Below are 19,837 nucleotides of genomic sequence, written 5' to 3' on the forward strand. Positions count from 1 at the left end.
TACACTAGACAAACAAAAAAAATCGGTTAATATTAGTACAAAATAAAGTGCAGTGTTTAAGCGGAATAAGAAGGCATTGCAAACAACAGCTTGATTAATGTAGGTAACTTACATGAACGCAAAACTCAAAAAACTTTTTCAACAAAAAGTCGACGGGAAAACTATCATTGTCACTGGTGCTTCAAGTGGTATTGGTTTAACGGTTTCAAAATACCTTGCTCAAGCAGGTGCACATGTCTTATTACTCGCTCGTACTAAAGAGAAGTTAGATGAGGTTAAAGCTGAGATTGAAGCTGAGGGTGGAAAAGCAACAGTATTTCCATGTGATCTCAATGATATGGAATCGATTGATGCAGTTTCGAAAGAAATTTTAGCTGCTGTTGATCATATTGATATTCTTGTGAACAATGCTGGACGTTCAATTCGTCGTGCCGTACATGAGTCAGTTGATCGTTTCCATGACTTTGAACGTACTATGCAACTCAATTATTTTGGTGCTGTTCGTTTAGTCTTGAATATTTTACCGCACATGATGCAACGTAAAGATGGTCAAATCATTAACATCAGTTCGATTGGCGTACTTGCAAATGCAACACGTTTTTCAGCTTATGTTGCATCTAAAGCTGCACTAGATGCATTTAGTCGTTGTTTATCTGCTGAAGTGCACTCGCATAAAATTGCGATCACTTCGATTTATATGCCTTTGGTACGCACACCTATGATTGCACCAACCAAGATTTATAAATACGTACCAACGCTTTCACCTGAACAAGCCGCAGATTTAATTGCGTATGCGATTGTGAAACGTCCGAAAAAAATCGCTACCAATTTAGGTCGCCTTGCATCGATCACTTATGCAATTGCACCAGATGTAAATAACATTTTGATGTCAATTGGCTTCAACTTATTCCCAAGTTCAACAGCTTCAGTCGGTGAACAAGAGAAGTTGAATATCATGCAACGCGCTTATGCACGTTTATTCCCAGGCGAACACTGGTAATCAACTCAATCTGTTAAAAAACCTCTCGCCATGGGAGGTTTTTTTATGAAATAAATTATCTTTTAAAAGCGCATAAACTAATCAAAAAATGAATGTGAATAAGTTTAGAGTTATCCACAGCCTGCTGATTTAAACCGCAATTATGTGTGTTGGAATATCCACAGACTGGTTTTTTCTAAGGATTTCTTCAAATCTGATTCTTGGATATGCCAGTGCTGGGTATACTGTTTTAACTGAGAAATATTTAATGGTTCTGTTCGAATAAAATTCAGCATTTCTACAGACATTTCTAATTTCTGCGCCAGCCATTTCCATTTCAAAATCATTCTTAATAAATCTAACGAAACATATCGAGTTGGAGCTTTTTGACCCACTTGTGCAGCCATAATATTAAACATATCTGAAAGCGTTAAACGCTGTTCATGAGCAACCAATAATTCAGATCGAGCCAAACCAGTTTCAGTCGCTGCATAACCTATTACTTTCACTAAATAATCAATACTAACCAAAGGCAAATAATGTTGTGCTGTTGCCGGTATTGCACCCATTTTCTTTCGTTTTAATAGACTAATCATATGTGCAATCGGTTGATTAACGGGTATTTCCCCAGTAACTTCATCACTAATCACTGTTGCTGGATGAATAACAGTCCAGTCTAAACCCAAGCTTTGCGCTTGTTTAATCCATGCATAATGCACCTCGACTTTAGACGCTTCATAAGCACCTAATTGCTGATAAACCCTTTGCCAATTGGTTTGTTCAGGTTGATCAATACATACGCCAGCTTGGCGTAAATGATCTTGTAATGTCAGCATATAACCTGAAACATGAACTGCACGATCTAGACGACAATGCTCACTGATACATTTTAAAAGATTTAGTGCACCCTCAACATTAACCTGTTGCGCTTGTTGCATTGTCAGATTCCATGCAAAAAGTGCACTGCTGTTGTATAAAATATTCACTTTAGCAAGTTCAATCCAATTTTTTTGGCTAATCGCAAGATTTGGCTGTGTAATATCCCCTTGAATAAACGTTAATTCAGTGACTGAAACTTGTTTATCTTTCAACCAATTTTCCAACTGATGTTGTTGCGCTTGTTTATCACGTACTAAGGCATAAACCTGATGTCCTTGCGTGAGCAACTCAGCAATTAAAAAGCGTCCAATAAAACCTGTTGCGCCTGCAACAAATGCAATCTGTGGTGAATAATTTAAAGCAATCTCTTTATTGTCCATTATTAAGCACTCTTTATTCGCAAGATAGGCATAGGCTAAAGGATGGAGTACACTCAATGGTCAAGCATTATTTTAAAATAATAAAAGGTCAGCTATGTTAATTGGAACACTCGCAAAACAAGCAGATATCAGTCGCGATACCATTCGTTTTTACGAAAAAATTAATATTATTCAATCAAATACACGCACTAATGGCTATAAAGATTATCCTGAACAAACACTACAACAACTACAACTCATCCGTACCGCTAAAAATCTAGGTTTCTCTTTAAGTGAAATTAAACAAATTTTAGATATGACCGCACAGGATGAAATTCCTGCGTCACAAGTACAAAATATCTTCTTTGAAAAGCTCGCAATGATTGATGAAAAAATTAATCAATTAAATCAAATTAGAAGCATGTTAAGTCGGTTTACCCAAGGTGAGGCATGTCCATTAAGAAAGGATTGTCCTATTCCACAATTAAATTAATTGATTTTCATAAAATTAACTTTTCTCAATTGACTATATTGCCCACAACATTGTTTTTTAAACCGTTCTTAACAAATACATCCTATTCTCGCCATCTAAAAATACAGTCATAAAAAGCATACAAAATAGTGTCATTTTCATGCTTTTTTAGCGTTATATAACATTCTGTAAAGATTCACACACAGAATCTTGCTTGGTTGAGAAAGGAACATATATGAGTCAGACATATAGCAGGGAAGAAAAAAAGAGCCGTATCAAAGGTATTGTTGGTGCGGCATCAGGGAATTTAGTTGAATGGTTCGATTTTTATATTTATGCCGTTTTTGCTGCTTATTTTACTCATGCATTGACCGCTCCAGATATGGATTCAACCACCAAAGCCATTTATGTATGGGGAGTGTTTGGCGCGAGCTTCTTCATGCGACCCATTGGTAGTTGGTTATTCGGACGCATTGCCGACCGCCAAGGTCGTAAACAATCCATGGTTATTTCGATTTGCTTAATGGCACTCAGCTCATTCCTATTTGCAGCATTGCCGACCTATGATCAAGTTGGAATGTGGGCACCATTTTTACTGTTAATGGTTCGTTTACTACAAGGTCTATCCGTTGGTGGTGAATATGGCGCGGTTGCCACCTATATGAGCGAACTTGGATTAAAAGGACAACGCGGTTTCTTCGCATCATTTCAATATGTGACCTTATCAGGCGGACAACTTCTTGCCAGTTTACTTGGGGTGATTTTGCTTGGTTTTATGACGGAGCAACAATTAAATGATGGCGGTTGGCGTATTCCATTTGTGATCGGTGGTGTCGCTGCTTTGCTTTCTCTTGCTGCGCGAAGTCGCTTAGAGGAAACTCTTTCTCATGAAGATGCGGAACGTGAAGAGTCAGGTAGTTTAATTGCATTATTGAAGCAACACTGGAAAACCTTTCTATTGGTGGTGGGATACACCTCAGCAGGTTCACTCACCTTTTACGTGGTAACAGTTTATTCAAAAACCTATCTCACCAATATCGGCATGGATGGTAAAACCGTAGGCTTTATCATGACCACGGCGTTATTTGTGTTTATGATCGCGCAACCTTTGTTTGGGATGTTATCGGATCGAATCGGTCGTCGTGCTTCAATGCTAGCGTTCAGCTTACTCAGCGCAATCTTTATTTACCCAGTCATGGTTACGGGAATGCGGAGTTTTGCCGATTCACCTGTCATCATCACCTTATTACTCATTTTCTTGATGATGTTGCTGAGTTTCTACACCTCAATCAGTGGTTTGGTCAAAGCTGAAATGTTCCCTCCTCATGTCCGCGCCTTAGGTGTCGGTTTCTCCTATGCGGTGGGTAATGCCCTATTTGGCGGTTCAGCGCCATCAGTTGCCCTGATATTTAAAGATGCAGGCATTGAAAATATCTTCTTTATCTATGTCATTTTCATGCTAATGATCTGTTTCTTGTGTAGCTTGGCGTTACCGAAAAAACCTGAATATTTGGAGCATGATCACTGATAAAGTGAATGATTCATTTAAACCACTTTTGTTCTCGCAAAAGTGGTTTTTTTATTTCTGACCGTTTAATCAAGATAAGGATTCAAACGAACCAATTGCTTAAACCCACTCTTTACCACCATTGCTGTTCGAGATTTTGGGCGAATACGTGCCTCTTCTTGAGTAAATTCAATCATGTGCTGGTTAAAGTCTAAACGTGGATATTGCGCATATAATTGTTGTCTAAATAATGTAGAAAATTCAAAACCACGGCTGCCAATGACATCACAACTGGCTGCTTGCTGTAGCAAATGTGCCTCAACACCCTCATCAACCGCAACATAAGGATTCATGTGCATACTGATCACATCAAACAATTGATCTGCCCGTGGTAGTTGCCATCCTTGCGCTAAAGACCAGTTTTGAGCAGCATAAGCCCCCTGTCCTGCAAAGCAACGACAATTTTCGTGATGCTGATAATGTTGCTCAGTCATGCCTAAATCATGGAGTAAACAGGATACCGCCAATAATTCAGCATCAGGTTTTAGATTCTGCATTGTGGAAAATGCAACGGCATAAGACCAAGTTCTTAAACAATGATTCTGCAAACTTACTGAACTACAGGACCGCATCTTTTCAATCGCCTGTTTGACATCATAACTATCAGGCAAATGTAAATCATCCATACTCAAAAACTGATGATTCTGCTTAGAGCGACCTGCTAAAGCATACATTTTTATACTTTGTTTGAGCACAGGGAATAGGCTATGACTCAATAAGGTCATACGATCTTTTAAAGATAAATCTCCTGAAGTTTGAGCCATCCATGCTTGTCGACCAATCTGCATTTTTATCCACCTATAGAAATTAGAGTAATTACTCTAATTTTTAGTTTTACTGTAAATTTATGCTAATGTCAAAGTGAGCTAAGATATTGTTCTGATAGAAGCTAAAGTAGTTTTTTTAAATGTTGCTCTAACCAGTCAATAAAGTCTTGAAAATACTTTGGGCGATATTGTCGATCCGTCAGCAAAATATTTACAGGTAATTCCAAGCATGGAATATCTGAGAATAATCGCTGGAGCTGCCCTTGCTCTACATAAGTTTTCGCGTCAAATTCAGGAATTTGAATTAAACCTATACCTGCTAAACCTGCTTGGATATAAGCTTCCGTATTTTCAACCAGTAAACGATAAGGCATGTTGACACGATGATTCTGAAAGCTTAATTCACTTAATTCTCGATAATGCTTTGCTACATGATAATCCACAGCAAAATGCCGTTCTAACTCATCAAAATGCGTTGGTTCACCATATTCCGCCAAATATTTTGGCGATGCTAAAGTCCATATTTGCGTCTGTTTAATTGGTCGAATCAGTAAGTATTCATCATGAACCTGCCCAACCCGCACCACACAGTCTAGTTGTTGTTCAATCAAATTTGAAAAATCATCACTGCCATTAATCAACACTTTGACTTTAGGATAGCGTTGATAAAATGCGGATAGATGAGGAATCAACACTTGTGTTGCCAAGCGTTTCGGCATACCAATACTGATCTTGCCCTCTTGACTACGTACCTGTGTTTTAAAACGATTTAGCTCTTTAAGCTGAGCAACCAGACGTATTGCCTCCTCATAAAACAAACTGCCTTCATGCGTTAACGCAACTTTACGCGTAGTGCGATAAAACAGTAAAACTTCATATTCTTTTTCCAAAGCCTGAATCGCATAAGTCACATTGGAACGAGGCAAACCCAGTTGCAGTGCGGCTTGGGCAAAAGACTGTTTTTCAGCGACCAGACAAAAAATCTTTAACCGCTCAATTTTATCCATTTTATTATTCAACTTTTTTGCACAATTAGTTCAATACTAACAACTATTTCAAACAAATAAATTCAATTAGGATGTTTTCTATGCAAAAACAACATGAGGAATAAAGCAATGTCACAACATAATCTAAAAGGAAAAACGGTATTGATTACCGGCGGTGCAAAAAACTTAGGTGGATTAATTTCACGTAAATTTGCTGAACAAGGGGCAAATTTATTGATTCATTACAACAGTGCCGCAACACAATCAGATGCTGAAGAAACTTTACAAGCGGTACAAGCACTGGGGATTAAAGCAATTTTGGTACAAGCAGATTTAGCCAATATCCAGAACATTGAAGACTTATTTATTCAAGCCAAAACAGAATTTGGCGGTGTGGATATCGCAATTAATACCGTCGGGCGCGTGCTCAAAAAACCGTATTTAGATACCACTGAACAAGAGTTTGATGGCATGAATGACATCAATAATAAAATTGCCTATTTCTTTATTCAATCGGCAGGTCGTCATCTTAATCCAAATGGAAAAATCTGTACCATTGTCACCAGTTTACTTGCTGCATATACAGGACTTTATTCCACTTATGAGGGTTTAAAAGCCCCTGTGGAACACTACACGCGTGCTGCATCAAAAGAGTTTGGTAAACGTGGTATTTCTGTCACTGCTGTCGCACCTGGTCCAATGGATACACCATTTTTCTATGGTCAAGAAGCACCAGAAGCGGTGGCATATCATAAATCAGCATCAGCATTGGGCGGCTTAACCAAGATCGAAGATATTGAACCCTTAGTACGTTTCTTAGTGACTGATGGTTGGTGGATTACAGGACAAACGATTTTCGCCAATGGTGGATACACCACTCGCTAAGGTATTCATAATCAAGATTGGGTGCATGATCTGTACACCCAATCTTTTAATTCAACCAAAACACCAATCCATAAAAACATGCCAAACTCAAAACAATCGTCAACAAGGTATGACGGACTTTATACGCAATCAAAATCGTTAAAATAGTGGCAAGAAAATAAGGATTAAGTAATGTTTCACGAAATACACCATGTTCATCCATAAAAACAATCGGTGTTGCAATAGCCGTCAATAAACACGGTGCAGAATATTGCAAAGATTGTTGAAACCATTTGGGTAAACGCAAAGGCAGATTCGGTTCAAGAAGAATATAGCGATTCATAAACACCACAATTGCGAGAATAATCAGGAGAAACCAAGTCATGCTGTGCGCTCCCTAAAATTCTGCAAGCAAGTTGCCGCAAACATTCCAATCACACCTGCCATGATCGCAGCACTTTTAAGACCTAAGCTTAGAAAAACAACAGTGAGAATCACTGAAACCAATACCCCAACCAAAGTATTTAAGTTTTTAATAAATGGAACCACGATTGCGATAAATGTCGCAACAATTGAAAAATCGAGATGATATTGATCTAAATTAGGAACTGCGGCAGCAAGAAAGACTCCACAAGCACTAAACAGAACCCAACATATATAAAAGCAAAGTCCTGCACCTAACAGATAGTGAATATAATGTTGTTGCTTTTTAATACTAACTGCAAACAATTCATCAGTTAATAAAAAGCCCAATATCAAACGATCTTTTAAAGGTTGCTTAGAAATATCTTCACGTAAATACAGTGCATATAAATAATGCTGCGTGGTAATCAGAAAAACGGAAATGATGATAGTAATTGCGGGCGTTCCTGCCATGACTAAACCTAAAGTCATTAATTGTGCTGCACCAGCAAAGACTAGTGCAGACATTCCAATCGCTTGTAAAGTCGTTAGTCCTGCTTGAATCGCCATAGAGCCTGCGAGTAAACCCCACGGCAACACTGCAAAACACAATGGCAGTATTTTGATCACCCCGTTCAAAAATGCCCGTGATTCGGTCATCGGAATGTCGTCTATGCTTTCACCTAACATTAGCATCACAATTATTCATTAACGAGAATAGACTATGCCAAAAATGCTTCCATGAAGCTTGTACAAAATTGCTGTTTTATTTGAGAGAGGCGGTGTAACCACCTGGTGTAATTCCAAAAGTTTGGCGAAAATGTCGATTAAAATGACTTTGATCTGAGAAACCACATTGCTGTGACACCTCTGATAAATTCAGACCTTGTCTTAATAATTTTTGTGACTTCTGTAGACGTGCTTGAATGAGCCATGCATGCGGTGAGAGTCCAACATGCTTTTTAAATTGACGTAAAAAATGCCACTGACTGAGATTTGCCATTTCCGCCAATTCAATAAGTGAAAACTCTTGCTCAGGTATACTCGCCATTAATTCTTTAATATTTAAAATGCGTTGTTTGGCATTACTCTGATCATTGGCTTGAGGCTTGGTTTGACTATATTTTGAGATTAGCCAAGCAATTGTCGATAAAAATAAAGTTTGTTTAAGTAACTTATTATTTGGTTGCTCAAGTAAATCAAAAAGTAATCGTAATTGTTGTGCCAAACCTTCATCATGCAACACTGCTTCTCTAAACCACGGTGCTGTACCGTGTACAGTAGTGAGATCACGGGTTAATTCATGGAAAATTTCGGGAGTCGGATAAATCGCGCGGTAACGCCAACCTGTTTCCACGGCTGATGAGCCTGTATGCACTTCATCGGCATTCACTAAAATAATATCGCCTTGCGGTGCAACATGATTCCCACCTGTGCGATAGAACCGTTGTGCTCCTTCTTCGATGACACCGATACAAAATCCTTCATGAACATGTCGTGAAAACTCCTGTTGAAAGTAACTGGCTTTCAACATTTCTAAACCACCCAATTCTTCTAGGTGTAAGTAATCGACTTGTTCTCGAGGTCTGCGCGACATCACGACCTCCTAAGGCATGTATGCATCATTTCAGGTTAACGCGATTTAGATAGATTTATAGAACAAAATTGCTGTTTGATAAAATTATTTCACTTGGGATTTCAATAAAATATTTTTTAATCCTCCTATCAACTCTAAATAAATATCGCCTTTAATATTGTATTAATCCTGAGAATATAATTAGATAAATATTCAGTTGAAATAAATATTTTTCCAAAGAAATATTATATTCTTAAAAATAACTTTAACTTATGATAAAAATCATTTTAAAATACTTCCATAATTTATGTCATAAATTGTAATAAAACCAATAGCTAATAATGATTGTGAGATTTCTATGTTTAATCCTTTACACCCCCAAAAATTAATACCATTAAGCCATGCGATTGCTCTTAGTCTTTCTATGTTGGGCACCAGTACCCTACCAAGTTATGTGCATGCCTCTGCACCTGTTGAAGAAACAACAACTAATACGACAGCTCAAAATACTGTTGAAAATCCAATGGCTAAATTAGATTGGCATTTAGGGCCTAAAAAAGAAAATGTTGCTAATGTTGCGACTTTAAATACGCTCAAAGATGAAGGTTTTTTAGATCCGAAGAATGCAGATAAATTTCTGGAATTAACTGGTAATTTAACTACAGGTAATACAAATATTTTAGTTGCACCTGATGATTCATGGTGGGCAACTTTTGATTTTGAACCATCTGGTTATGTCAAAGATGATGAGAAAATCGATGCTGATGCCTTATTAAAACAACTTAAAGATTCTGATGAGCCTTCAAATGAAGAGCGTGCTCGTTTAGGTTATCCAAAACTGTATACTGTTGGTTGGGTCGTTCCGCCGCATTATGATAATCAGACTAAACGCTTAGAATGGGCACTCAAAATCCGTGATCAGGATAATAACGAAGCGATTAACTATACCATTCGTATTCTAGGTCGTACGGGTGTGACCAGTGCAACATTAGTTTCGGATGAAGAACATTTAACTCAGAACATTAATGCGTTTAAAGGTAGTCTAAAAGGCTTTGATTATAACTTTGGCGAAAAATATGCAGAATATCGTGAGGGCGATAAAGTCGCTGAATATGGTCTAGCAGCATTAATTGCTGGCGGTGCAGCAGTTGTGGCAACCAAAAAAGGCTTCTGGGCTGCTATTGCTGCCTTCTTTGCAGCTACATGGAAATTCATTGCAGTAGGAGCAATTGCTGCGGCTGGATGGCTTCGTTCTTTATTCAAGAAGAACAAATCATAAATGTATTTGCCTTTCGAGGTATTACTCGTAATAGGAATAGTCGGGTTCTATATTTATGACTCGACTCATCTCTATTTTTATAATGAGTTTAATATTTACAAAGGTTTTAAAACCACCTTTAAGTCACAATTGATTTCACGAAAATTCAATTTTTATCGTCAGTACTTGGTTATTCTTAACTTACTTTTGCCACATCAACTTATTTTCAAATGTGCATGGAGGTTTAAAGATACGCATTCAACAATTCATGCAATTGAGATTGAACATATTAGAAAAATTAGTCTAATATTAAAGCCCCTACAGGTTATTAATATTTTAATTTTCTTACTTACTCTCGCTATTCTGCCATTTTTACTGATCTATAAAGCAAATTATGTAGCAATTTCAATTACACTTGTGATGATATATGGCTTAAACCTGTTTTCAATTTTTTTTGTAATGTTCAAACGGAAAAACTTGCAATTATCTTGGTTCAAAACCACTCAACTCTTATTAGATGTGTTGTTATGCCCTCCTTTTGCGGTGAATCTATTAAGAAAAATTAGTCTAAACTATCAAATCAAAACCGAAGGAATTCTGCTTGCCTCTCAAATATTTGATCAGAAGCATTATCAACATTTACTTGATGAAGTTCTTCTAGATATTCAAACATTAAAAACAGCATCTAATGAAAAACATGTTATTCAACTTGAATTACGCGAACAACAACTCCAAAGCTTAAAATACAAAATAGAGAACAAATAAAACATCTCGAAGACAAGTGAATATAAAATCATACGCACAAAATAAAAGCCTCCGAAGAGGCTTTTATTTATTTGATCAGTTACTTAGAACCTTTAATCCCTGCTTGTAATAACAATGCACCTAAACCACCGATTTTTTGCTCTTGTGCTTTTTCAGTTTTTGGCTTGTTATTTTGCGGACGCTTAAAGTCACCTTCTTTACGTGGTGGACGTTGACCTTGAGGCTTACGCTCTGAACGTTCAGTTCGCTCTTGCTGTGGACGCTGTTGTTGACGTGGCGCTTTAGCAGGTGCAGAACCTTCTGCACGCATACTCAAGTTCACACGATTACGTTCAACATCAACTTGCATCACACGCACTTGCACAATTTGACCTGGTTTAACCACTTTATGTGGATCAGAAACAAATTCATTTGCAAGTTCAGAGATATGCACTAAACCATCTTGATGTACACCTACATCTACGAACGCGCCGAAGTTAGTCACATTGGTCACCACACCTTCGAGCTGCATGCCTTCAGTGAGTTGTGCAACTTCCGTAATATCTTCACGAAACTTAGCAGTACGGAACTCTGGACGTGGATCACGTGCAGGCTTTTCAAGTTCAGCTAAAATATCTTGAATCGTCGGCAAACCAAATTTGTCATCGACAAACTCATCTGCTTTGACTTGGCGGATAATTTCAGTATTACCAATAATGTCTTTTACCGTCGTTGCTTTTGCCGCAACAATCTTTTCAACCACGCCATAACTTTCTGGGTGAACTGCTGATGCATCCAATGGCTCAGAACCATTTTGAACACGTAGGAAGCCTGCTGATTGCTCAAAAGTACGCTCGCCTAAACGTGGCACCTTTTTCAAGGCTTGACGGTTGTCGAAACGACCATGTTCTTTACGATATTCAACGATTTGCTGTGCAATGGATTTATTTAAACCTGCAATATACGCCAAGATCGCTGGAGATGCGGTATTCACATCCACCCCTACAGCGTTTACACAGTCTTCAACCACGGCATCCAGGGTTTTAGCCAAACCAGTTTGATTCACATCATGCTGATATTGACCCACACCAATTGATTTCGGATCAATTTTAACAAGCTCAGCCAATGGATCTTGTAAACGGCGTGCAATTGAAACCGCACCGCGAATTGAAACATCAAGCTCTGGCAGCTCTTGAGAAGCGAGTTCACTTGCCGAATAAACAGAGGCTCCTGCTTCACTTACAGTAATACGAGTCAGATTTAAATCTGTATTGGCAGCCATCATTTCAGCTACAACGGCTTCGGTTTCACGACTTGCAGTTCCATTACCAATCGCAATAAGTTCCACGTGGAACTCTCGACATAAACGAGCTAACTCAGCAATTGAACCGTCTTTATCTTCTTTCGGCGCAAACGGGTAAATCGTACTATGCGCAAGAACATCACCTGCGTCACTCACCACAGCAAGCTTCACGCCAGTACGGATACCAGGATCAACACCTAAAGTGGTACGCCCACCCGCAGGTGCAGACAATAATAAGTGACGTAGATTTTCAGCAAAGACATCCATCGCTTCAGCTTCAGCAGCTAAGCGTTTATCAGTCAATAATGAATGTTCGATTTGCGGACGAATCTTACCAAGCCAAAATAATTTTGCAGTTTGTTTTAAATATTCCTGACGGCTTTGTGGTTGAATTTGTTCAAGATTATATTCAGTTTCGATGCGTACCAATGGCGCATCATCTTCACCATCTACTTTTAAACCCAGTACATTTTCTTGACGACCACGTAACATCGCCAATAAACGATGAGAAGGTAACTTGTTTAAATTTTCTGAAAATTCAAAATAATCACGGAATTTTTTGCCAACTTCTTTTTTCTCTTCAGAAGCAACTGTACTTTTCAATAATGCTGTTTTAGCAAAAGTTTGTTTTAATTCAGTGGTGAGCGCAATGTTTTGTGCCCAATCATCAATCAAAATATGCTGAATTGCATCGAGTTGACTTTCAATGTCTGGATAGTCTTCATGACTAAAATCAGCCAACGCTTCTGCTGGATCAATTTGATCGTTAATGATTTTCTCAGCAATCGGACCTAAACCCGCTTCTCTTGCTTTAAAAGATTTACTAGTACGTTTTGGGCGATAAGGCGCATAAATTTCTTCTAACGCATTCTTTGTTTCAGCCGCATTTACACGTGCCAATAAATCATCGTTTAATTTATCTTGTTCTTGTAAAGACTGGATTACTTTCTCACGACGCTCGTATAAATCACGCAAGTAAGTTAAACGTGTATCGAGTTGACGTAATTGCGTATCATCTAAGCCTTGTGTGACCTCTTTACGGTAACGAGCGATAAAAGGAACACTAGCGCCTTCATCAATTAAACGAATAGCAGCTTCTACTTGGTTTGGACGTACGGCGAGTTCATTTGCCAACTGCTGAACTAAGTCAGTCATCGTGATTGATTCCACTAGGGTTAAGTCTAAAAGCACTGATTATAAAGTCCATGACTATAAAATCCACTATTGTTTTTTTGAATATTATTTCAATAGATAATGCTAATTCACCAATGTTTCTAAAATACCAACAGTTTTTTAGCTAAATATTGAAAAAATAGATTGATTGTCATGATTTTACCTGTATACATTTGGTATCTATCTCTTGATTTTATTGGCAATATTTGTTGCTTTATAACATAGCCAAAACCGTGCAATGAACCTTATACTCCCGATCATTGCATAAGACGATGACAATAAACGATAAAGGAGCACACATCATGAGTTTAGTTGTACCTGCCGAATCGACGGAAACCGTACACCATGAAACAGATCGAGTCGAACGTATCTTAGTCGTCGATGATGATGTGCGTTTACGTACGCTTTTACAGCGCTTCCTTGAAGATAAAGGCTTTGTGGTCAAAACTGCCCATGATGCTACGCAAATGGATCGTCTGCTTCAACGTGAGCTATTCTCACTGATCGTTCTTGATTTCATGTTGCCTGTCGAAGATGGTTTAAGTATTTGTCGTCGTTTACGTCAGTCGAATATCGACACACCTATTATTATGCTTACTGCTCGTGGCAGCGATTCTGATCGTATTGCAGGCTTAGAAGCGGGTGCAGATGACTATCTACCAAAACCATTCAACCCAAATGAACTTTTAGCGCGTATTCGTGCTGTATTACGCCGCCAAGTCCGCGAAGTGCCTGGCGCTCCAAGCCAACAAGTTGAAGTGGTCAGTTTTGGTCCATGGGCATTAGATCTTTCTACACGTACTTTAACTCGTGAAGGTCAAGTGGTCACGTTAACCACAGGTGAGTTTGCGGTACTAAAAGCACTCGTTCAACATCCTCGTGAACCATTAACTCGCGATAAACTAATGAACTTAGCGCGTGGTCGTGAATGGGGTGCAATGGAGCGCTCAATTGATGTTCAAGTGTCTCGCTTACGTCGTTTAATTGAAGATAATCCAGCCCGTGCTCGCTACATTCAAACGGTTTGGGGTGTAGGCTACGTTTTTGTTCCAGATGGTGCTGAATAAGCTTAGGAAGCAAATTCTTGAAACTTGAACCAATCGATCCGCAAGCATTTACTGATTTCGTGGCTTATTCAGAACGGCCACGAACCAAATGGGAACGTTTTTTAGATAAAATTAAGCCGCGTTCAGCCGCTATGCGTACCACGATTTTGGTACTTTTTACGGTATTTTTTAGTCTTTTCATGTCCTTGTGGTTCTTTTGGCGAACTTTATATTTACCAGAATTACAACAACATGCGCGTTATCTCGCCATCGAATTAGAGTTAGTCAATAATCCTGATATTCGGATTCTGCATCGTGATACTGAAGTCGATGTCGATACTTGGCTTAAAAATCGTATTGGTATCGAGTACGTCACTGATCCTAAAGAATTCCCAGTCGTCGAAGATAAGTTCTTAGCGGAACTGTTTACCAATCAGATCGAGGCAAAACTAGCTAAAGAACTAGGTGTCGATAACGTTACCGTTTATTTTAAATTTAAACCCATCCCTCGAATTTGGATTCAAACACCAGAGATGAATGGTAATTGGGTGCGAGAACCGTTAAAAACCTATACCAATTACAGTGTTGAATTGATCTCTGCTTGGTTATTTGGTGTCCCAATTTTTTCATCCATTATTATTCTCATTTTAGTTCGACAAATGAATCGACCATTGCGTCGTTTACAGAATGCCGCCAGCAGTTATAGTAAATCAGGAAAAGCGCCTTATTTAGATACTAATCATGGTCCTTTTGAAATTCGTCAAGTTAACCAAGCCTTTAACCATATGGTCTATACACTTGAACAAACCGAACGTGATCGACAAATCATGTTGGCTGGGATTTCACATGATTTGCGCACACCTTTAACACGCATTCGACTCACCGCAGAAATGCTACCTGATGAGTTTTTCCGCGAAGGTCTGATCTATGATGTCGATGATATGGATGCGATTCTAAATCAATTCATTTCTTATATGCGTGATGGTTCTGATGAGGAATTAACGGATACCAACATCAATACGTTATTACAAGAATTAGTCATACAGTTCAAGCCACTGGATATACGTTTTGCAATGCAAGAGCTACCTATCATTCAAGCTCGAAGCTTATCTTTAAAACGTTTAATCGCAAATCTGATTAACAATGCGAAACGATATGGAGCCGAACCGATTGAGCTTTCAGCCAGTCATGTCGATGAACATATATTGATTACAGTTGCTGACCACGGCGAAGGCATTCCACCTGATCAAGTCGAGGAACTCATGCAGCCCTTTGTTCGTGGTAATTCAGCACGGACTGTTCAAGGAAGTGGTTTAGGACTCGCTATTGTGAAGCGAATTGTGGAGATCCATCAAGGACAAATCAATATTCGCAACCGAGAACAAGGTGGTTTAGAGGTCGTAATCTCTCTGCCAATTACGACAACCACAGAAGAAGAACCTCCAAATAATACACTTGATAAAATCAGACAGACTCTAACTGGGCATTTTTAAAACAAAAAGTGGCAGATTAAAATGCCACTTTTTCTACTGTAAAAATATCACGGATTTCACATATTAGACCTTAGCCGTAATCCAATTCCCTTTTCACTTTTTAACGTTAAAATCCATATCTATTAAAAAGTATATTGAGAATGGATCATGTCTTTAAGTCGTATTCGCCTTGCTTCCCTACATGACAAAGTAATGAGTGCTGAACAAGCAGCGCGCTTTATTGAAAATGATATGACGGTTGGTATGAGTGGTTTTACTCGTGCTGGAGAAGCGAAAGCTGTTCCACAAGCACTGGTTGAACAAGCCAAAAAAAATCCGTTAAAAATCACGTTAATTACAGGTGCAAGTCTAGGTAACGACTTAGACAAACAGCTCACTGAAGCAGGCGTTCTTGCGCGTCGCATGCCATTCCAAGTTGATAATACTTTGCGTCGTGCCATCAATAATGGCGAAGTGATGTTTATCGACCAGCATTTGTCTGAAACTGTCGAACAAATGCGTAATCAGCAACTCAAACGCCCTGATGTTGCGGTAATTGAAGCCGTTGCAATCACAGAAGATGGTCACATTGTTCCAACGACGTCTGTAGGTAACTCTGCAAGTTTTGCCATTTTCGCGGAAAAAGTAATTGTTGAAATCAACACCTCTCTCAGTGAAAACTTTGAAGGCTTACACGATATTTATATTCCAACCTATCGTCCAACACGCACCCCATTGCCTTTGACCCAAGTAGATAATCGCATTGGCTCAACCGCAATTCCAATTGATCCCGCGAAAATCGTAGGTATCGTGCTTAATGATACTGCTGACTCTCCATCAACTGTGACACCGCCAGATGATGAAACTCAAGGGATTGCAAATCATTTGATTGCATTTTTTGAGAAAGAAGTTGCTGCTGGTCGTTTAGCAAAAAACTTAGGTCCGCTGCAAGCAGGTATCGGTTCAATTGCCAATGCAGTTCTAACAGGTCTGAAAGATTCAAACTTTGAAGATCTGGTGATGTATTCTGAAGTATTACAAGACTGTACCTTTGAATTAATCGATGCAGGTAAAATGAAATTCGCGTCTGGCAGTTCAATTACACTTTCTGCTCAATGTGGCGAGCGTGTATTTGGCAATCTAGAACACTACAAAGATAAATTGGTTTTACGCCCACAAGAAATTTCAAATCACCCTGAAATTGTGCGCCGTTTGGGTATTATCGGAATTAATACTGCACTTGAGTTTGATATTTACGGTAACGTCAATTCAACTCATGTTTGTGGTACCAAAATGATGAATGGTATTGGTGGCTCAGGTGACTTTGCTCGCAATGCACATTTGGCCATTTTCGTGACCAAATCAATTGCCAAAGGTGGTGATATTTCATCAATCGTACCGATGGTCAGCCATGTTGACCACAATGAGCATGATGTTGATATTTTAGTAACAGAAGTCGGTTTAGCAGATTTACGTGGTTTAGCACCTCGTGAACGCGCACGTGTGATCATCGACAACTGTGTACATCCTCTCTACAAAGTGGCATTAAACGATTACTTTGATCGCTCTTGTGAGCGCGGTGGTCATACACCTCACATTCTTCGTGAAGCATTGTCATGGCATGCCAATTTTGAAGAAACAGGTCATATGTTAGCTGCTGAAAAGCTCGCAAAAACTGCTTAATTCATTATTGTAAAAATAAAAAAAGCTGAATCTAAAAAATTCAGCTTTTTTTTAAATTAGAATTTCAAACCATAAGATAATCCGAGAATATGCTGATCCATTTCTAGGTTAGCTTCACCACCTCCGAAAGCTGTAGGAATTGATTGATTACCTTTTACCTTTTTCTTAAAGCCATAAGTATAAGCAACACTCAACTCCTGTCTCTGATCCACACTCCATGTTGCACCCAAGCTTAAATGATCTTGAATGACACCAGGTGCTAAGATATTTAGAAAAGTTTGATCATTGGGAATGGGTTGATCATTATGGCTATATCCTGCTCTCAAGGTTAATTGTGGATCAACTTGATACGTTGCCCCCAATTTATAGATATTAATATCTTTCCAGCCAAAGCCCTGCCCCTTTTCCGTTCCAAAAGCATTACCTGCCATCACTGACGCTAAACTAAAAGGATGACCAACTGAATCAACATCCGAATAATTAATTCGTTGAGCATCTGCTAATATTTTCAAAGCTGGTGTGATCTGAAAACTTGCGCCAATAGCATAACTTTCTGGAACATCAAAACTACCCGCTTGCGCAAATAAACCACGGTACTTATCAAATTTATCCGCTTCAATTTTTGAAGAGTAATTTGCTCCTACCGTTACAACATCATTTAATTTGGCACTCCACCCGACCCGCACACCAATGCCAGTAGCTGAATCTTTACCTTGGTTACTTAGTTTTTGTGCATCACTTGAAAACGGCGCGAAACCAGAAATACCTTTCGCTTCAAAGCGTTGGTAAAGAATATTCGTTGCAATACCAATGGATTGATTTTCGCTATAACGCCATGCGACCGCAGGTGAAATAAAGACTTGAGCTAAATCAATACCTGCTTCCCCTGCATTACCAAATGCTGCATAAGGGTTGCGTTTATAAGTCGTGTTCATTCCCCCATTGCCATAAATCGCTAAGCCTAGAGCAACGGTATCATTTACTTTCTTATTGATCGCAAATTCAGGCAGTACAAAGTATTCAAGACCATTACCACTGTATTGTCCGTTGGCACCTGCTAAGTTTCCTTCTATTTCCGCAGAGCGTTTAGGATTAAATAAAGTTGCTCCCACATCAACTCGGCTGTCAATCCAACTTAAACCAGATGGATTACTTGCGATGGTGAGCGCGTCGTTAAAGGAAGCTGTAGAAGCGCCTGCATTACCTTGAGATTTAATCCCATAACCATGCATAAAATAGCCTGTAGTTGCAAATACATGCTGCGTGAGGGTCGATAAAATAATCACGGGCAGTGCCACCCCAATAAATTTTTGCATAACTTATCTTCAATAAAAATAATATATGCACAAGCATATTGTTTTTCTTTTATTCTTATAACCAAATAAAACTGAGAAACATATTCTTATTATTCATAAAGAATCTTTTTTAAGTGCAGTTTTACTTTTAAATAAATTGGGTTAAATTTTTCCATAAAAAAAACCCCAAACTTGCGTTTGGGGTTTTTGAATATGGTGGCGGGACCCAGGATCGAACTGGGGACACACGGATTTTCAATCCGTTGCTCTACCGACTGAGCTATCGCGCCAATGGGGTGTATTAAGCCGTATCTCAGCGCAATAGTCAATAATTATCATGAGCTTTTGATTTAACTGCCCATTTTTCACGCAACAAACTTTAAGACAAAAAAAATCCCTGATGGGATCAGGGATTGAAAATACAAATTTATGGTGGCGGGACCCAGGATCGAACTGGGGACACACGGATTTTCAATCCGTTGCTCTACCGACTGAGCTATCGCGCCAAAGTGGGCGTATTAAACAATGTTTGTCAAAACACGTCAAGCAAATTTGCGTTTTTTTCTAACAAGCGATTAATTTTGCTACACATCCTCAAAATTCGGTGTTTTTAGATTTTACCTAAGTGCGATAAACAACGATGAATCGCACCACAACCTGGCTCAAATTGCTTTACGCCATGCTCTTCTTCCATTCGACACACTTCTTCAACTAAACGCTCAGCCACACCACGACCACGGTTAGAAGGATGCACCACAATATATTCCAAAACGCGGCTTTCACCTTGTCCTGTTACCCAAATTGCACCTATAATTTTGGTGTTAAATTCAGCGGTATAAACTGTGGTATATTGCTGTAGATCTTGTTCAAGTTGCTGCATAGCATCTTGCCCATCGCCAAACTCTGGGCTGGTATCGTAAAGTCGCTCTAGCTGGGTACGAATCCCTAGATTATCTAGAGAACTGTAAGCATGTACGCTAATAGGCATTGATTAACCCTCCTGAGCAAACTA

The 19,837-nt window shown here is 38.9% G+C and carries 18 protein-coding genes and 2 tRNA genes; 9 read left to right on the forward strand and 11 right to left on the reverse strand.

The window, feature by feature from the left end:
* Positions 1–112 precede the first annotated feature (112 nt).
* Positions 113–1,000, forward strand: coding sequence for an SDR family NAD(P)-dependent oxidoreductase (locus F933_RS07590; RefSeq protein WP_005052271.1), 888 nt, complete (start codon positions 113–115; stop codon positions 998–1,000).
* Positions 1,001–1,140: 140 nt separating this feature from the next.
* Here F933_RS07590 and F933_RS07595 read toward each other — a convergent pair whose 3' ends face one another.
* A complete protein-coding gene (locus F933_RS07595; protein WP_005059991.1) occupies positions 1,141–2,238 on the reverse strand; it encodes an SDR family oxidoreductase in 1,098 nt (365 codons plus the stop codon).
* A gap of 94 nt (positions 2,239–2,332) precedes the next feature.
* On the opposite strand from F933_RS07595, the gene F933_RS07600 reads away from it, so the two are divergent.
* Both F933_RS07600 and F933_RS07605 read left to right on the forward strand, forming a co-directional pair.
* Entirely contained in the window at positions 2,333–2,710 is a 378-nt protein-coding gene (locus F933_RS07600) for a MerR family DNA-binding protein (protein ID WP_005059992.1), read from the forward strand.
* Positions 2,711–2,924: 214 nt separating this feature from the next.
* Positions 2,925–4,217 (forward strand): MFS transporter, encoded by a 1,293-nt coding sequence (locus F933_RS07605; RefSeq protein ID WP_005059993.1) that lies wholly within the window; start codon positions 2,925–2,927, stop codon positions 4,215–4,217.
* A 65-nt stretch (positions 4,218–4,282) separates the two neighbouring features.
* On the opposite strand, the gene F933_RS07610 is transcribed toward F933_RS07605, so the two are convergent.
* Together F933_RS07610 and F933_RS07615 are read right to left on the reverse strand one after the other, a co-directional pair.
* A complete protein-coding gene (locus tag F933_RS07610) occupies positions 4,283–5,044 on the reverse strand; it encodes an HD domain-containing protein (protein ID WP_005059994.1) in 762 nt (253 codons plus the stop codon).
* Positions 5,045–5,145: 101 nt separating this feature from the next.
* On the reverse strand, positions 5,146–6,030 hold the full coding sequence (locus F933_RS07615) for a LysR family transcriptional regulator (RefSeq protein ID WP_005059997.1): 885 nt from the start codon (positions 6,028–6,030) through the stop codon (positions 5,146–5,148).
* A 108-nt stretch (positions 6,031–6,138) separates the two neighbouring features.
* On the opposite strand from F933_RS07615, the gene F933_RS07620 reads away from it, so the two are divergent.
* Complete coding sequence (locus F933_RS07620) at positions 6,139–6,894, forward strand: SDR family oxidoreductase (protein WP_005059999.1); 756 nt, start codon at positions 6,139–6,141, stop codon at positions 6,892–6,894.
* Positions 6,895–6,940: 46 nt separating this feature from the next.
* Here the strand turns inward: F933_RS07620 and F933_RS07625 are convergent, their stop codons facing one another.
* The 3 genes from F933_RS07625 to F933_RS07635 all read right to left on the reverse strand — a co-directional run bounded on the left by F933_RS07625 (position 6,941) and on the right by F933_RS07635 (position 8,872).
* On the reverse strand, positions 6,941–7,258 hold the full coding sequence (locus F933_RS07625; protein ID WP_005060001.1) for an AzlD domain-containing protein: 318 nt from the start codon (positions 7,256–7,258) through the stop codon (positions 6,941–6,943).
* The gene (locus F933_RS07630; RefSeq protein WP_005060004.1) at positions 7,255–7,965 is read right to left on the reverse strand and encodes an AzlC family ABC transporter permease; all 711 of its coding nucleotides are present in this window, start codon (positions 7,963–7,965) and stop codon (positions 7,255–7,257) included. The genes F933_RS07625 and F933_RS07630 overlap by 4 nt, the downstream gene beginning before the upstream one ends.
* 76 nt (positions 7,966–8,041) lie before the next feature.
* On the reverse strand, positions 8,042–8,872 hold the full coding sequence (locus F933_RS07635) for an AraC family transcriptional regulator (protein WP_005060006.1): 831 nt from the start codon (positions 8,870–8,872) through the stop codon (positions 8,042–8,044).
* A 337-nt stretch (positions 8,873–9,209) separates the two neighbouring features.
* Between F933_RS07635 and F933_RS07640 the strand changes: the two genes are divergently transcribed.
* Positions 9,210–10,130: a DUF2167 domain-containing protein gene (locus tag F933_RS07640; RefSeq protein ID WP_005060009.1), complete on the forward strand. Its 921-nt coding sequence runs from the start codon at positions 9,210–9,212 to the stop codon at positions 10,128–10,130.
* The gene (locus F933_RS17535; protein ID WP_005060010.1) at positions 10,131–10,874 is read left to right on the forward strand and encodes a hypothetical protein; all 744 of its coding nucleotides are present in this window, start codon (positions 10,131–10,133) and stop codon (positions 10,872–10,874) included.
* 79 nt (positions 10,875–10,953) lie between these two features.
* Here F933_RS17535 and F933_RS07650 read toward each other — a convergent pair whose 3' ends face one another.
* Positions 10,954–13,311: a Tex family protein gene (locus F933_RS07650; RefSeq protein WP_005060012.1), complete on the reverse strand. Its 2,358-nt coding sequence runs from the start codon at positions 13,309–13,311 to the stop codon at positions 10,954–10,956.
* Positions 13,312–13,631: 320 nt separating this feature from the next.
* Between F933_RS07650 and ompR the strand changes: the two genes are divergently transcribed.
* From ompR to F933_RS07665, 3 genes are all read left to right on the forward strand, one after another.
* Positions 13,632–14,396 (forward strand): osmolarity response regulator transcription factor OmpR, encoded by a 765-nt coding sequence (gene ompR / locus F933_RS07655; protein ID WP_004678831.1) that lies wholly within the window; start codon positions 13,632–13,634, stop codon positions 14,394–14,396.
* A gap of 17 nt (positions 14,397–14,413) precedes the next feature.
* Positions 14,414–15,868, forward strand: coding sequence for an ATP-binding protein (locus tag F933_RS07660; protein ID WP_005060015.1), 1,455 nt, complete (start codon positions 14,414–14,416; stop codon positions 15,866–15,868).
* 147 nt (positions 15,869–16,015) lie between these two features.
* The gene (locus tag F933_RS07665) at positions 16,016–17,530 is read left to right on the forward strand and encodes an acetyl-CoA hydrolase/transferase family protein (protein ID WP_005060017.1); all 1,515 of its coding nucleotides are present in this window, start codon (positions 16,016–16,018) and stop codon (positions 17,528–17,530) included.
* A gap of 56 nt (positions 17,531–17,586) precedes the next feature.
* Here F933_RS07665 and F933_RS07670 read toward each other — a convergent pair whose 3' ends face one another.
* The 4 genes from F933_RS07670 to F933_RS07685 form a co-directional block, all read right to left on the reverse strand.
* Positions 17,587–18,846: an OmpP1/FadL family transporter gene (locus F933_RS07670; RefSeq protein WP_005060019.1), complete on the reverse strand. Its 1,260-nt coding sequence runs from the start codon at positions 18,844–18,846 to the stop codon at positions 17,587–17,589.
* Positions 18,847–19,039: 193 nt separating this feature from the next.
* Positions 19,040–19,115: transfer RNA gene (locus F933_RS07675), tRNA-Phe, on the reverse strand.
* Between the two features lie 140 nt (positions 19,116–19,255).
* Positions 19,256–19,331: transfer RNA gene (locus F933_RS07680), tRNA-Phe, on the reverse strand.
* A 104-nt stretch (positions 19,332–19,435) separates the two neighbouring features.
* On the reverse strand, positions 19,436–19,813 hold the full coding sequence (locus F933_RS07685; RefSeq protein WP_005052309.1) for a GNAT family N-acetyltransferase: 378 nt from the start codon (positions 19,811–19,813) through the stop codon (positions 19,436–19,438).
* Positions 19,814–19,837: the final 24 nt, after the last annotated feature.

The sequence above is a fragment of the Acinetobacter beijerinckii CIP 110307 genome, from assembly GCF_000369005.1.
Lineage (GTDB): Bacteria > Pseudomonadota > Gammaproteobacteria > Pseudomonadales > Moraxellaceae > Acinetobacter > Acinetobacter beijerinckii.